Source organism: Streptosporangium sp. NPDC000563, assembly GCF_040299985.1.
GTDB lineage: Bacteria > Actinomycetota > Actinomycetes > Streptosporangiales > Streptosporangiaceae > Streptosporangium.
The window spans coordinates 161,372-175,069 of sequence record NZ_JBEPDA010000004.1 but is presented as its reverse complement, the minus strand read 5'-3'; the positions used below and the strand labels follow the sequence as shown (position 1 = coordinate 175,069).

The following is a 13,698-nucleotide window of genomic DNA, read 5'->3' as shown; positions in this document are numbered from 1 at the left end:
TCGATCACCTGTTGACGTAGGAGGGCCGGATCGCCGCGACAGCGGCACGGTCGGACGCGGAGACCTCATGCATACCGGGTGCGAGCTCTCCATGGGCGAGCTTTCCGATCCCGGCGAATATCTCGGCCTCACCGGTCTTGATCATGAACGCGATCACGGATGGCGATTGACAGGAGCGACGACGCAACTACGATGGGTGATGCGCGGTCGGGTACGAACCGCGAAGTGAGGCCGGGCTTCCCGCCGCATGACGGGCACCCGGCCATCGCGTTTTAATCGCTCTTTTCGGGCCTGTCGACACTCACCGACCTCAGCACCTCTCCCAGAAGTTCCGTGTAGACGGAAGTGCGGCCCAGCACCTGGGCCGCTGCCGCTCCCACCACGATGTCCGCCAGCCAGAGCAGCGGTTCGTCGGCCGAACTCCGATGGTCCATGGTGAATCGGGGTGGCCGCCCTGCCAGTCCGCCCAGAACTCGCCGGTCCACCGCGTTCTGCGCGTTCTGACGGCGGTCGAGAACCAGGTGACGGACTCCGGTGTCCAGCTCCAGAGCCATCCAGCTGAGCGCCCTGGCACGCGCCGCCTCCTTGCGACCGGGAGCGTCGAACCCGCAGGAGTAAACCCGCGCGCTCACCGGCATCGTGGAGACGGTCTTCACCAGACCGATACGGGTCAGATCGTCCTCGGCATGCCAGTGCACCCGACGTGCCGCCGGAATCAGCGCCGAGAGCTCACGACCCACCTGCGCGGAGGCATCAGGCTCGGCGAGCACCACCGCAAGTAGATACAGGCCGGGACGATCATGAATCGACTCATCGATGTAGCCAACACGGCCGATGGATACAGGGGGCACGACACCCCATGATTCCTAACCTTCCGAGTTGACGTGATTACATTTCGCTATTTGATGGAAGTGCGATGATCACTCGACGTGCCCCTCGGGAGGCGTCGGTGAGGCCGCGAGGGTGCACCAGACGATCTTGCCGCCGGGGGTGGGGCGGTAGTAGCCCCACTCGGTGGCGAGGAGATCGACGAGGTGCAGGCCGCGGCCGTTCTCGTCGTCGGGGTGGGGATCGCGGACGACGGGGGTGAGCGGGCTGGCATCCCAGACGCGGAAGACGACGGTCTCGCCCATCCGGTAGACGTCCATCCAGATCTGGTCCGGATCGGCGTGCGGGATCGCCTTGGCGGCCTCGGGGCACGCGGTGTGCGCGGTGATCGCGTTGGAGACCAGCTCGGAGACGAGGAGCTGGGCGGTCTCGATCAGGTCGTCCCGGTGCCAGCTCTCCAGTACGCGCCGGACGTGGACCCGGGCGTAGTAGGGCGAGGTGGGGAAGACGGAGAGTTTGAGGTACTGCGTGCTGCTGGCGACATCGGTCATTTTCCACCGCTCCTGGTTCGTACGTCGGACATAGGACCGGCACCGTTCGCGCGGCCGGGGACGCCGCGCTCCCCCACGGGGGACGAGGGGGCACGGTGCCGGTCCTACGGGAGTACGGCCGGGGAGCGTCGCAGATGTATCGCCGGTCGTACCGCTGAGGCCGGGCGGGCACCCGGTACGGGGTGGGCCGCACCGAGAGGGAAGATTGTCCGCCCGGCCGTCTGGGGAAATCCTTCGTTTTGCCTTCCGGCGGGAACCCCACCTGGAATGCTTACGGAGAGAGCATGCACCATCACACAAAGTAAAAGCAACCCGGGCTTTTACATTGCCTGCTTGATCCAGAAAGGAGCTAAAGATGCGAGAGAAAGAGGAGATGACCGGAATCGCGCCTCTGTCGTCGCCCAAGCGCCAGCCACCCACGGTCCGCCTACGCCGCCTGGCAGCCGAACTGCGTCGCCTCCGCGAGGAGGCTGGACTAACCCAGGCCGAGGTGACCGAGAAGACCGACCTCAACCTCGCAACCCTCTACCGGATCGAGACGGCCAAGACCAAGCCACAACTCCGGACACTCAACGCGCTGCTTGACCTCTACAACGCCACCGGAAGCCGCCGCGCCGACCTGGTCGCATTGCAGAAGGAGGCCAAGCAGCGCGGTTGGCTCCACAGCTTCGAGGCGAGTCTCCCCGACCAGTACACCGCCCTCATCGGCCTGGAGGCAGAAGCCGAACAGGCCATCAACTACGAGTCGCTGTTCATCCCCGGCCTGCTGCAGACCGAGGACTACATCCGGGCGATGATCTGCGGTGTGCGTCCAGCCGCCACCGACGAAGAGATCGAGAATCGCGTCAGCGCCCGGCTACAGCGACAAGCCCTTTTGGAGGGAGACACCCCTCTCCACCTGTGGGCGATTCTGGACGAAGCCGCTCTGCTCCGGCAGGTCGGCGGCGTCTCTGTCATGCGTGCCCAACTCAAGCACCTGACCCAGCAGGCTCGACGCCCGCACATCACCGTCCAGGTCATCCCATTCTCCGCTGGAGCCCATCCAGGAATGCCCGGCAGCTTCATCGCCCTGAAGTTCGCCGAGGACGACTTCGATGTGGTCTACATCGACAGCATGGCCGGCGACCTATTCCTTGAGAAGGAATCGGATATCGAGATGTATAACCATATGTGTCAGCATCTTCGCGCGATAGCGCTCAGTCCAGCCGACACAGCCGCGCTACTCGCTTCTCTAAGCGAAGATCATTAGCGGAAGGAACCGCGATGCAGCCAGATCTATCCGGTGCACGCTGGCGCAAGAGCAGCCTCAGCGCCGACGGCGCAAGTTGCGTCGAGATGGCCTTCGTCGGCAACGACGTCGCCGTCCGCGACACCAAAGACCGCGACGGCGGCACCCTCGTCTTCAGCCGCACCGAGTGGCACGCCTTCATCGGCGGCATCAAGAACGGCAACCTCGACGCCCTCCCCTAACCCCTGACCCCCACCCACCGAGGACACAGGATGCGGAAACCTGACCTCTCCCGAGCACGCTGGCGCAAGAGCAGCCTCAGCGCCGACGGCCCGAGCTGCGTCGAGACGGCCTTCGTCGGCAACGACGTCGCCGTCCGCGACACCAAGAACCGCGACGGCGGCACCCTCGTCTTCCCCCGCACCGAGTGGACCATCTTCATCAACGGCATCAAGAACGGCCACTACGACAACCCTGTCTGACCGCAGAACCCCGGGAAGTGTGCCGTCGTACAAGACGGGCGCTTCCCGGAAACAACCGTGAACCTCACATGCTCACGTTCCGGATGGCCGCCGCGTACATGTGCACCGGGTCGGTGGTGAGGTCCTTGCTGATCAGGCCCGGTAGTGGCGGCAGCGGCCCGATCAGCCGGAGCAGGCTCTCGAAGACCGACAGGGCACTCGCCGGGCGCCCTTCCGGAGACTTGGCGAGCAGCGAACGCACCAGCTCCTCCAGCTCTTCGGGGGCGTCGGGGCGGTCCAGCGCGGGAGGGGGCTCCCTGAGGCTGCGGCCGATCTCCGTCATCAGGTCCTTCGAGGCGAACGGGCGCGAGCCGGTGAGCAGTTCGTGCAACAGGCAGCCCACCGTATAGAGGTCGCTGAGGTGGCTCGCCCCGGCTCCTTCCGCCAGCTCGGGGGCCATGTAGCGGGCCGTGCCCGGGACGTGTCCCGTCTGGGTGATCCGCGAGAACTCCTTGGCTCCCAGCGCGGTCGCCACCCCGAAGTCGATCACCTTCACCGTGGCGTCGGCGCACATCATCAGGTTGCCGGGCTTGACGTCTCGGTGGATCAGGTCGACGGCGTGGGCCGCGGCCAGGACGGCGCAGACCTGGGCGCCGATGAGTGCCGCCCAGGAGACCGGCAGTGGTGAGTGCTCGGCGATCAGGTCCGCGACCGTGTGGCCTTCGAGATACTCCATGACCATGAAGAGCTCCCCGTTCTCGCTGCCGAAGTCGTAGACGACGGGCACGCCGGGGTGCCGCAGGCGGGAGGTGATCCGTGCCTCCCGGTAGAAGCGGCGGGTGGCCTCGTTCTTCGCGACGAGGTCGTCCTGGTGGATCAGCTTGACCGCGACGGGGCGGTTGAGCCGTAGGTCAGAGCCCTGCCAGACGGCTCCCATCCCGCCTCGGGCGATGGGAGCGGTGAGCCGGTAGCGGTCGGCGATCGTCCTCACGGCAGGAATCTGCTCTTCTGGCCGTGCCAGGAGATCACGAGTGTGTCCCTGGCCCGGGTGGCGGCGACGAACAGCAGCGAGCGGGCACGTTGCAGCTCCCGTCGGTAGCGCAGCGGGTCGCTCTCCCGGTACGGGGAGATGTGCCGTGAGGGAAGCAGCCCCTCCGCCACGCCGACGAGGATCATCCGCTGATACTCCAGGCCCTTGAAACGGTGCATCGTGCCGACGTGGATCGCGTCGTACAGCTTCGGCCCGTCCGATCCGATGGCCGCGGCCTTGATACCCGCCTTGCCCAGCCGGTTCTCGACCTCGGCCACCATGCGGCGCTCGGGGACGCAGATCGCGATCGCCGCGGGCGCGACATCATCCCACTCCTTGACCTGCGCGACGACGGCGTCAAGCTCGGCGTCCCAGGTGGACGCCGGGCGCAGTACGGGACGTGTGCCGTGCAGGATCGAGCGGTAGCCGAGCAGGTCGTCGCGGCCGTCGTCGAGGTCGTCCCAGTCCTCGGTGCCGAGCAGCCCCAGTGCCGTGCCGAGGATCTCGTGCGTGGTCCGGTAGCTGAGGGTGAGCTTGGACGAACGTCCCCGGATGTTGACGCCGAGGCTGCCGAGCGAGACGTGGTTGCCGTAGATCCGCTGGTGGGAGTCACCGACGAGGAAGATGTCGTTCGGCCCCTCGGGGACCATCGCGCGGAGCATCTTCCAATGGGCGCTGCTCAGGTCCTGCGCCTCGTCGACGACGACGTGCCGGTAGCGGGGACGGTGCCAGATCCCCGACTCCCGCTGCACCTTGACCGAGCTGACCTGGTCTGCCTCGTAGGAGGCCCGCTCCCTGGCGCGCTCGATCTCCAGCCGCGCGGCCCGCTCCGCCACCTGACGGAAGGTCCACAGCTCCTTCTCGTCGAGCCGCTTGACGTACCGTTCGACGAGCTGCCAGATCGCCGCGCGGTCCTCCCTGCTGATGGGGCGGCCACGTCCGGCGCGGCGGGCCCGGAAGTAGTCGGCCCGCGAGTTGATCGCCTGGCCGAGGATGACGTGGGACCACTCGGCGTGCAGGAACTCGTCGTCCCAGCGTGTCTCGTCCTGCTCCAGCAGCAGTTCCCGCCACTCCTGCAGCGCCCTGGCGTCGTCGATCCAGCGGCGGCGCCCGCCGGGCTCGGCTTCCGCGACGATCTGCGTGGCGAGCTTGTCGATGTTGACGATCTCCACCCGCCGGGCCACCTCGGTCCCCGCGAGCTCAAGCAGTCGCCTCTTCAGGTCGGCCGCCAGGTTCTTGTTGAACGTGGTGAACAGGACCGCCCTGTCGTCGCCTGGCCCGAGCCGGTCCACCAGGTATCGCACCCGGTGCAGCGCGACGATGGTCTTCCCGGTCCCCGGCCCCCCGCTCACCCTGGCCGGTCCGCTGTAGGCGCGCTCCACCACCTTGTGCTGGGTGGGGTGCAGGAAGACGCGCCAGCGGCCGAAGTCTTCGCCCAGCACCTCCTGCAGGGCCGTGTCGTCGGTGGTGACCTGGGTGGCGGGCCTGGCCAGGGCCGCCTGGTAGTCCTCGGCGTCGACCGGCTCGGGTGCGGTGACCGGGGTGGTGATCTGGTCGAGGACCTCCTCGACGCTCTTGCCGTCGTGCAGCCCGAGCAGCACCTCCGTGGTGAGCTGCGGCGCGTACTCGGCCAGACCGAGCAGCTCGTCCTCGGTCGTGATCTTCGCGATCAGCCCGAGCAGTGGCTCCGCCACCCCGAGCCCGAGCAGTTGTTCCGCGGTGAAGGCCGCGAACAGCGGCTTCGGCTCCTCGGAGACAGGAGGTTCGTGCCGGACTCGCTCATCGGAAACGGGAGGCTCATGCCGGACCCGCTCCTCGATGGTGACCAGGTCGACGAACTCGATGCCGCCGGTGACCGGGTTGATCTGGTAGGCGAACCGGTCGAGGTTGTCGTAGACGTCCCTGCGGTGCTTGACCGCCACCAGGATGTAATCCGCCTCGCCCGCGTGCAGCAGCAGCGCGCGATACTCCTGGTTGACCCGCGCCGAGTACAGCCGGGGATGCCCCTTGAGCTGCTTGAAGTTCAGGCCGGGATTCGCCGGGCTCTTGCGGAATTTGTGCTGGAAGTCGTAGATCGCGCCCTTGACGTCCCTCGGGAGCTTGAGGATCTCCTTGTCCGCCTTGTCGAGCAGCCGCAGCGTCGCCTCACCCTGCATGTTCACGTGTCCTCTCGCCGATCCGCCCGCTGTCCGACCGCTCCGTTCACCGTGCTCGCCCCCGGCCGCGTCACCGGACCGGCGCTCATCCAGCACCTCCACCACGGACGCGCTCGGCCAGTTCCGCCGGGTCCCAGCCCTTCACATCGCGTACCTCCCACCCGGCCGCCACGAAGGCGGCGTTGCGCCGGTGCGCCTCGTCGTCGTCTCCGGCCAGCACGATCGCCACTCTGGCCGAGGGCCAGGCCAGCTCCGCCTGCCAGGCCTGCTCGCCCAGCTCGAATCCCACCTCGTCGGAGGCGGGGGCGGGGATCTCCAGCCTGGCGAGTTCACGAGCGAACGCGGCCAGCCCCGACTCTCCGGGGTCGAGCACGTCGTAGATCTTCTCCCAGCGCGGATCCTGTCCCCCGGTGCCGCCTCCCGGCACGGCCCGTTCGACCGGCAGCGCGGTGGGAACCCTCGGGAAGGGGACGGTCTCGGTCTGGGAGCTCTCCCGTGGCGGCCGTACGGTATCCGCAGGAACGGTCACCTCACCCTCGTCGTCTTCGAGGGGCAGCAGGCTCAGCACGGAGGCGGTCCCCTCTCCCCCGGCCACCGCGAGGAGCGAGGGATCGAAGGCGTCCAGGTCGGTGAGCGCGAGCTGCCCGCCCTCTCCGGCGCCCGCGTCCAGGAACTGCAGCAGGTTGCCCCAGTAGAGCCAGGCCGCCCAGCGCCTCTCGTGTGCCTCCCTGTCGGCCTTGATGGTCTCCCTCCGGTCGTCGATCAGCACGAAGGCGGTCCATCGGTAGCCGTCGCGGCCGTCGAGCACCACGACGAGCGGGCAGGGTGCCGCGTCCACGGCGCGCAGGGTAATGATCTTCTCGCTGGTCGGAGCAGGAAGGGACGCGCCACGGAGCGCGGCCGTCACCCGTTCCGGCACACCGCCGGGCCCTGAGCGGCTCTGGCCCTTCGCCGACCCCATCAGTCCGGCGACGGCGGCTTCTGCCCGGTGCAACCACACGTCGGGCCGGGGGTCGCCGAGGAAGGCGAGCAGCGTGTCGACCGGGTTCGCCCACACCGTACGGACCAGCTCGTCGGGGTCCCGGCCCGCGCTGACCTGCTGGTAGATCTGGCGCGCTCTGGCCTGCGCGTTGCCCTGGTAGGGGGCACGCGGCGGCTCTCCCTTGACGAAGGGCGCGTGCTCGCGTGCCTCCCAGTCGGCGATGTCGTCCCAGGTGAACTGGAAGACGACCCGTCCGTCGGCGCGCAGCCTGGCCCGCTTCGCGGCGTCGCCCGCCAGCCGGTTCTTCTCCAGCGAGGCGTGGTAGGTGTAGCCGTCGAGGTAGACCGCGACCTCCAGCGGCGCGTCGTCCAGCCGCCGGAACAGCACGTCGGGGCGGGTGCCCTTGATGGTGTTCTGCAGGATCATCTGCCAGTGCACGATCGAGCCGTCCGGCCCCTCGATGCGCAGGTCCGCGGTCTTCTTCTCGTTCAGCACACCGGCCATGCCCAGCGTGCCGGGGGTGTCCGCACGGCGGGCCCAGGACTGCAGGCCACCGAGGAAACGGGCCTCCAGCTCGCTCTCCACCTGGTCCCAGAGTGAGATCGCGTCGGTGGTGGCGACCCGCGCGGGCTCCCAGGTGTCGAGCAGCTCGCGCAGCATGACGAGCGCCTCGGCCCGGCTGACCACGTCGTACTTGGTGCCCGGCACGTGCGAGAGCAGGCAGCGGTGGCAGGCCGCCCTGCGCTGGTCCTCCTTGCAGGGGCACTCCTCCACGATCCGCAGCGCCGCTTCGAGCACCTCGCGGAAACCCTCCGGCGAGGAGAGGCGGTGCAGGTATCCGGTGCCGCCGGGCAGCGTGTCGTGCAGCACCAGGAAGCGTCGGCGCCGGCCGGTCTCCTGGTCGGGCATGGTGGCGGTGACGACCGCGAGGTGGTCGGGGTCGCCTCCGTACCTGGCGGCCACCCCCGCCATCAGCGCGGCCTCGAAGGAGGCCATCCGCTCCTCGATCAGCAGCGTGGCGACCGGGAGCAGGATGCGCAGCGCCTCGGTACGCAGCTCGTGCGCGAGGAGCAGCCGCAGGTGCTCGGCGTCCTGGGGTTCGCGCCGGTGAACGCACCAGGGTCGGTGGTGCTTGCGTCCGGGATCGGTGTACGAGCTCGCGACCAGCGCGTCCTGCTGGGAGGACACCGGCGGCCCGTCCACGGTCGTGCCACCGCAGGCCGGGCAGGTGTGGAAGGGATTGAGCCGAACGTCCTCGCCCGCGAACCGGTCGGTCGCGGGCCGGTCGTAGCGGGTCGCGCCCAGGTTGAACCGGCGGATGACCGCCTTGCGGGTGAAGTCGAGGCCGAACACCACCTTCCCGTGCCGCCACGACCCGGGCGCGATGTCGGCGGGGTCGATGTCCACCGCGACGGCCGTCTCGTAGTAGCGGCGCTGCCGGTCGTCGTGGTCGTCGCGGATCTGGGCGTCGTCGCGCCGGTCGTGCGCGGTCACCCTGGTTGGCCGCAGCACCCCGTACAGGGAACCCAGCTCGCCGATGTCGCGGCCCTCGCAGCGCGGGCAGGGGCTCGTGTCCTCGGCGGCGAGGGTGGTCCGCACGTAGCCGCAGCCGGGACAGACCCGCCATCGTTCCCAGGCCGGACGTGACGCGGTGCCGATGTCCAGGCCGGTCACCTCGTGCTGGTAGCCGCGCATGTAGAAGGAGTTGCCCGGGGCGAGCTCGGTGAGCGCGAGCCTGGCCGGACGCTGATACTCCCGCACCTCGCCGTGGTAGCGTCTGCCCGCCTCGACCTCCTCCTCCCAGGTGATCGTCGCCTCCAGGGTGGTGGTCGAGTCGATCAGGGAGTAGTTCGGCAGCAGCCCGAGCTCGACGAGCGCTCCCTGGGCGTTCTCCCTGCCGAGTTCGCCGATGCGCTTGGCGACCGCCCGCCGTTCGGCGGTGAGCGCCCGTTTCTGGGCACGCTGGACGGGGTCGGACTCCACCAGCGCCTCGATCGCGGTGTCGATGACCCCGATTCGTTCCCGCAGGTCGGCGAGGCGCCGCCGCCACGCCTCCGTCGCCTCCGCCACGACCCGCGCCAGGTCCTCGGTCGCGAACCCGCGCAGGTCGGCGACCGCCTCGGGTGTGAGTGTCGTGCCGAACAGGTCGAGGAACCCCTGCACCGCCGTGTCGCCGACCGCGAGGGCTGTTGTGGTGAACCCGGCCAGCCAGCCCGTCTCGCCGAACAGCGCCGAGGCGAGCCTCGGCAGCGGCGCCACCCCGTCCAGCTCTCCCCGCGCGCACAGGTCGACCAGGTGGGCGGTGTACTGCCGGTGCAAGATCTCCACGGCCGACAGGTAGCTGCCGGGCGGCACGATCTCACCGGCGATCATGTCGCGCGGCTCGTCGAGGAAGTACAGGTCGCGCGGGGAACGTCCGACCATGGTGACCAGGAACGCGTTCCCGCTGCGGCGGCCCGCGCGACCGGTCCGCTGCACGTAGTTCGCCGGACCCGGCGGCAGCGAGGCGAGGATCACCGCCGACAGGTCGCCGATGTCGATGCCCAGCTCCAGGGTGGGCGTGCAGGAGAGCACGTTCGGGTCGCTGTAGCGGTCGCCGTCGCGGAAGCGCCGCTCGACCTGCTCGCGCTGGCCTCTCGTCAGCGCGCCGGTGTGCTCGGCGGTTACCACGCGGAAGGCGCCCTCGCCGCCCTGGGCGAGGTAGAGCCGCCGGTAGTAGTCGCGCTGGTAGTCCTGGCCGCCCCGATCGGTCAGGTGGCCGCCGCAGCGGTAGCGCGGGCAGGGCTGGCCGTACCAGTCGCCGAGGATCTCGGGGTGGACGGTCTGCTCCCAGGCACACCGGTCGCAGCCGATCCCGGCATCGTTCACCTGGTCCTTCTCCAGCAGACGGATCTGGATGTGCCCCGGCTGCAGCCCGTACACCCTGGTCGCGCCGTCGTCGGCCGGTCGTACGGAGATCACGCCCTCACCGGCGAGCAGCGGCAGCAGCCGGGAGAGGTAGTGGCCGGCCGTGCCGCGTTCGAGGCCGAGGCAGCGGGTGGTCCAGTCCTGGTACCAGCCCTGGTCGGCGTCGATCCGGTCGAAGTCCGACTTCCGCTTCTTCCTGTCCAGCAGGAACATCGGCGCGGACAGCCCTCGGGGAAACGCGGGCATCCCCTCGGGACGCCTGCCCCAGATCGCGCCGTACCTGCTGCTTCCGCCGTTGCCGATCCACTTGTCCAGCCACACGTGCTTGATCGCGCCTCGGTAGCGCAGCCGTTCCAGCAGACCCCTGACGTAGACGAGATAGCGGTCCTCGGGGGCGAGTTCGACCATCCCGGGCATGTTGACGTGCACATCGCGCGCCAGAGCGGCGACCTTCACCGGATCGCCGAGCACCACCTCGGCCGCCGCCGTACGGGTCAGCTCCAGCGTGCGGCCCTGCCGGGAGCGCAGCCCGAGCTCCATGATGGTGGCGAACGCGAGCCGTTCGCCGATGAGGTCCCACGCCTGCGGGGACCCGGCGGTCTCCCGCGCCAGGATCGCGTCGATCTCCGGCCGGTCGTGCAGGTCGGGCGGGACCACCGAGGGCAGTACGTCCTCCGCGCTCGCCACCGCGGCCAAGTCGGCGACCAGGTCGTTGAGCAGGATCGGCGTGCCGGGATCGAGCCTGGTGGTGAGCAGTCGCCGCAGTGAGAAGGCGTACGACCGGTTGGCCACGAAGCCGGCCCGGTGGGCGGCGTCCTGCACCGAGTCGTTGAAGAGCAGCGTCTTGCGCTGCTTGGCCTCCAGCTGGTTGCCCGCGAAGAGCTGGGTGACGGCCACCGCGGCGAGCGAGGCCAGACCGGCACCGAGGAAGCGGATGCCCTGGTCCATGTCGCAGGCCGGGCAGCGGTCCTGCTCGGCGGCGTTGTTCGCCTCGGACTTGGTGCTCAGGTCGACGAGGACGAAGACGAGGTCGCCCTCCTCGTACCGGTCCTTCTCCGGATCGACGGGCCGGACCCGCTCGCCGTCCAGGATCGCCAGGTTTCTGGCCTTCCCCTCGGCCTCGCCCCGGGTGGCCATGATGAGCGGACGGACGCGCTTCTTCTCCGACCCGACGGCGGCGCGGTAGATCTTCTCCGGGCTGGTGACCAGCTCGGCGGGGTCCCGCTCCGGTGAGTACGCGGCCCAGCCCGAGCGTCCGCAGTGGCGGCAGTAGACCGAGGGCAGCAGCGTCTTGCCCATGATGTCGAACGTCGAGTCGGCGTCCAGCACGGCCGACTCGCCGATCCAGGCGAAGGCCGAGGTGTGACTGACCAGCCGGAGCAGCCGGGAGACGGCCCGCACCCAGATGTGGGTCTCGATGTGCAGGAACGGCCGCTTGGAGTCCTCCGGACCTTCCTCGCTCTTCGGGTCGCGGGCGTGCGAGAGCAGCGCCACGAACCTGGCGAGCGCGGTCGCCGCCTGGGTGGGCGACTGGCGGATGGCCGCACCCCAGTTGTACGCACCCCGGCGCGGCAGGAGTTCGAGCATCTCGGCCGGTGTCGCCGGGCCGTCGCCGAGCAGGTCGAGCACCGCCTGAGTGAGGATGTGCTTCCGCAGCACCCCGCCCAGCTCCTGCGAGCTGAGGCCGCTCCTGCCCGTGACGGCCTGGCTGATCAGCTCCATCGCGGCCGGGTTCCTGAGCGGGTCGGGGAGGGCGGCGAGTTCCCGCACGTCGGGCAGCGGCAGCGTGACGTCGATATCGCCGACGAACTCCTCGGCGGTGAGCCGGTCCTCCCCGACGACGGCGTCCTCGCCGAACGCGGTGCCGAAGACCTGCTCGGCGACCTGCCTGATGACCACGCTGTCGCCGCCCTCGCCGAGGGTGGCGGAGGTGGCGACCGGGCAGATGTCACCGAGCGGCCTGCCGGGCCGCGAATGCCCGGTCGCCGAGGCGAGCCGCCGCAGCAGCATCGCGACATCGGTGCCCTGCGCGCCGTCGTAGGTGTGGAACTCGTCGACCACCACGTACGCCAACTCGGCGTCTTCCCAGAGCGGCAGGTCGTCGGAACGCTGGAGCAGCAGGTCGAGCATCTTGTAGTTGGTGATCAGGATGTCCGGCGGGTTCCTGCGGATCTCCGCCCGCCGGGTCATCACCTTCGGGTAGCCGACCTCGGGGGTGTCGCCGATGTAGAGCCCGGCGGTCACCTCGTGCAGGCCGGGCTGCTGGAGATAGTCGTTGAGCCGGTGCGCCTGGTCGGTGGCGAGCGCGTTCATCGGATAGAGCAGCACGGCCTTCACCCCGCGCTTCCCCTTCGCCCTCTGTCTCCTGCAGTGGTCGAGCACCGGGACCAGGAACGACTCGGTCTTGCCCGAACCGGTCCCGGTGGTGATCAGCGTCGGCTCGGCCGCCTTGTTCAGCGTGCTGAGCCGCCGGAACGCCCGCGCCTGATGCCGGTACGGCGTCCAACCCCCGGGCGGCGTCCACTCCAGGTGGTCCTTCCAGCCCTGGTCGGCGGTACGGAACGGGGTGCGGATCCGCAGGTAGGGGCCACGGAAGATGCCCTGCTCGGGATGGTTGAGGAAGCGCTCCAGCGCATCGCGGACCGGCTTCTCCGCGAGCGCGAAGGTGGTCGTGAGATATTGCGTCAGGCTCCGCTGCAACTCGTCAGCGGCCAACGTCGGCTTCACACCGTCTCCCCATGAAGTCGTCCGGACGAAGTCGCCCGGCCTCGCCCAGCCCCACCGGGCCTCGTCCGCGCCCACGCCCGAGCGGCGCACGAAACCCGCGCCGCTTTAACTTTGCGTGACGATATATTCACTCTGTGCTGACGAACGTCTACGTCGACGGATTCAACCTCTTCTACGGCCGCCTCAAAGGCAGGCCGTACAAGTGGCTGGATCTCGATGCCCTCGCCCACCATCTCCTGCCGAGGCACGAGATCAACCACATCCGTTACTTCACCGCTCGGGTCATAGCCTGGCCCAACGATCTCGACAAGCCCGACCGGCAGGATCTCTATCTGCGGGCGCTGTCCACCATCCCCCACCTGAGCATTCACCTGGGACGGTTTCAGGTGAGCACGGTCCGCATGCGCCTCGCCAACCCTCCGCTCGACGGCCCGAGCGTCGCAGAGGTGATCAAAGTCGAGGAGAAGGGCACCGACGTCAATCTGGGCGCCTACCTCGTCGCGGACGCGCTGACCTGCGACTACGAGGCGGCAGTGGTGATCAGCAACGACGCCGACCTCGCGGAGCCCATCCGAATGGTCCGTCAGGACTACGGCCTGCCCGTGGGCATCTTCAATCCCCAGCATCCCCGCAAACGCAGCGGGGAGCTCGAAAAGACGCAGCCATGGTTTTTCAGGCAGCTCCACGCCGGCGATCTCATCGGCTGCCAGTTTCCCGAGAGGCTCTACGACCGGGATGGGGAGATTCAGCGGCCTAAAGGCTGGTGAGAAAAGCGCAGGGCCCCGCCCAGTGGACGGGGCCTGCTCCACCGGGACTTGCCCGGTGGCG

At 69.0% G+C, this 13,698-nt stretch carries 9 protein-coding genes and 1 pseudogene; 4 read left to right on the top strand and 6 right to left on the bottom strand.

Going from position 1 to position 13,698, the window contains the following annotated elements:
- Positions 1-4: 4 nt before the first annotated feature.
- The 3 genes from ABT352_RS13580 to ABT352_RS13570 form a co-directional block, all read right to left on the bottom strand.
- A complete protein-coding gene (locus tag ABT352_RS13580; protein WP_350945079.1) occupies positions 5-157 on the bottom strand; it encodes a hypothetical protein in 153 nt (50 codons plus the stop codon).
- A gap of 115 nt (positions 158-272) precedes the next feature.
- Positions 273-851 (bottom strand): hypothetical protein, encoded by a 579-nt coding sequence (locus ABT352_RS13575; protein ID WP_350945078.1) that lies wholly within the window; start codon positions 849-851, stop codon positions 273-275.
- A gap of 69 nt (positions 852-920) precedes the next feature.
- Positions 921-1,379 (bottom strand): ATP-binding protein, encoded by a 459-nt coding sequence (locus tag ABT352_RS13570; protein WP_350945076.1) that lies wholly within the window; start codon positions 1,377-1,379, stop codon positions 921-923.
- Between the two features lie 355 nt (positions 1,380-1,734).
- Between ABT352_RS13570 and ABT352_RS13565 the strand changes: the two genes are divergently transcribed.
- Genes ABT352_RS13565 through ABT352_RS13555 form a run of 3 tightly spaced genes read left to right on the top strand, consistent with a single transcriptional unit; the run spans position 1,735 to position 3,089 of the window.
- Positions 1,735-2,628, top strand: coding sequence for a helix-turn-helix domain-containing protein (locus ABT352_RS13565; RefSeq protein WP_350945074.1), 894 nt, complete (start codon positions 1,735-1,737; stop codon positions 2,626-2,628).
- A gap of 14 nt (positions 2,629-2,642) precedes the next feature.
- Positions 2,643-2,849, top strand: a complete 207-nt coding sequence (locus ABT352_RS13560; RefSeq protein ID WP_350945073.1) for a DUF397 domain-containing protein — start codon at positions 2,643-2,645, stop codon at positions 2,847-2,849.
- Positions 2,850-2,879: 30 nt separating this feature from the next.
- A complete protein-coding gene (locus tag ABT352_RS13555; protein WP_350945071.1) occupies positions 2,880-3,089 on the top strand; it encodes a DUF397 domain-containing protein in 210 nt (69 codons plus the stop codon).
- A gap of 64 nt (positions 3,090-3,153) precedes the next feature.
- On the opposite strand, the gene ABT352_RS13550 is transcribed toward ABT352_RS13555, so the two are convergent.
- The 3 genes and pseudogenes from ABT352_RS13550 to ABT352_RS13540 all read right to left on the bottom strand — a co-directional run bounded on the left by ABT352_RS13550 (position 3,154) and on the right by ABT352_RS13540 (position 12,870).
- Positions 3,154-4,059: a serine/threonine-protein kinase gene (locus tag ABT352_RS13550; protein ID WP_350945070.1), complete on the bottom strand. Its 906-nt coding sequence runs from the start codon at positions 4,057-4,059 to the stop codon at positions 3,154-3,156.
- Positions 4,059-6,254: pseudogene (locus tag ABT352_RS13545) on the bottom strand (UvrD-helicase domain-containing protein); the annotation flags it as partial. The pseudogene ABT352_RS13545 and the gene ABT352_RS13550, both read right to left, overlap by 1 nt.
- A gap of 85 nt (positions 6,255-6,339) precedes the next feature.
- On the bottom strand, positions 6,340-12,870 hold the full coding sequence (locus ABT352_RS13540; protein ID WP_350945068.1) for a DEAD/DEAH box helicase: 6,531 nt from the start codon (positions 12,868-12,870) through the stop codon (positions 6,340-6,342).
- Between the two features lie 134 nt (positions 12,871-13,004).
- On the opposite strand from ABT352_RS13540, the gene ABT352_RS13535 reads away from it, so the two are divergent.
- Positions 13,005-13,637, top strand: a complete 633-nt coding sequence (locus tag ABT352_RS13535) for an NYN domain-containing protein (protein ID WP_350945067.1) — start codon at positions 13,005-13,007, stop codon at positions 13,635-13,637.
- Positions 13,638-13,698 lie beyond the last annotated feature (61 nt).

Bases quoted from the DNA above. Each gene is read 5' to 3' on its own strand.
- ABT352_RS13560 (WP_350945073.1), top strand. From the start codon at position 2,643: ATGCAGCCAGATCTATCCGGTGCACGCTGGCGCAAGAGCAGCCTCAGC.
- ABT352_RS13565 (WP_350945074.1), top strand. From the start codon at position 1,735: ATGCGAGAGAAAGAGGAGATGACCGGAATCGCGCCTCTGTCGTCGCCC.
- ABT352_RS13555 (WP_350945071.1), top strand. From the start codon at position 2,880: ATGCGGAAACCTGACCTCTCCCGAGCACGCTGGCGCAAGAGCAGCCTC.
- ABT352_RS13570 (WP_350945076.1), bottom strand. From the start codon at position 1,379: ATGACCGATGTCGCCAGCAGCACGCAGTACCTCAAACTCTCCGTCTTC.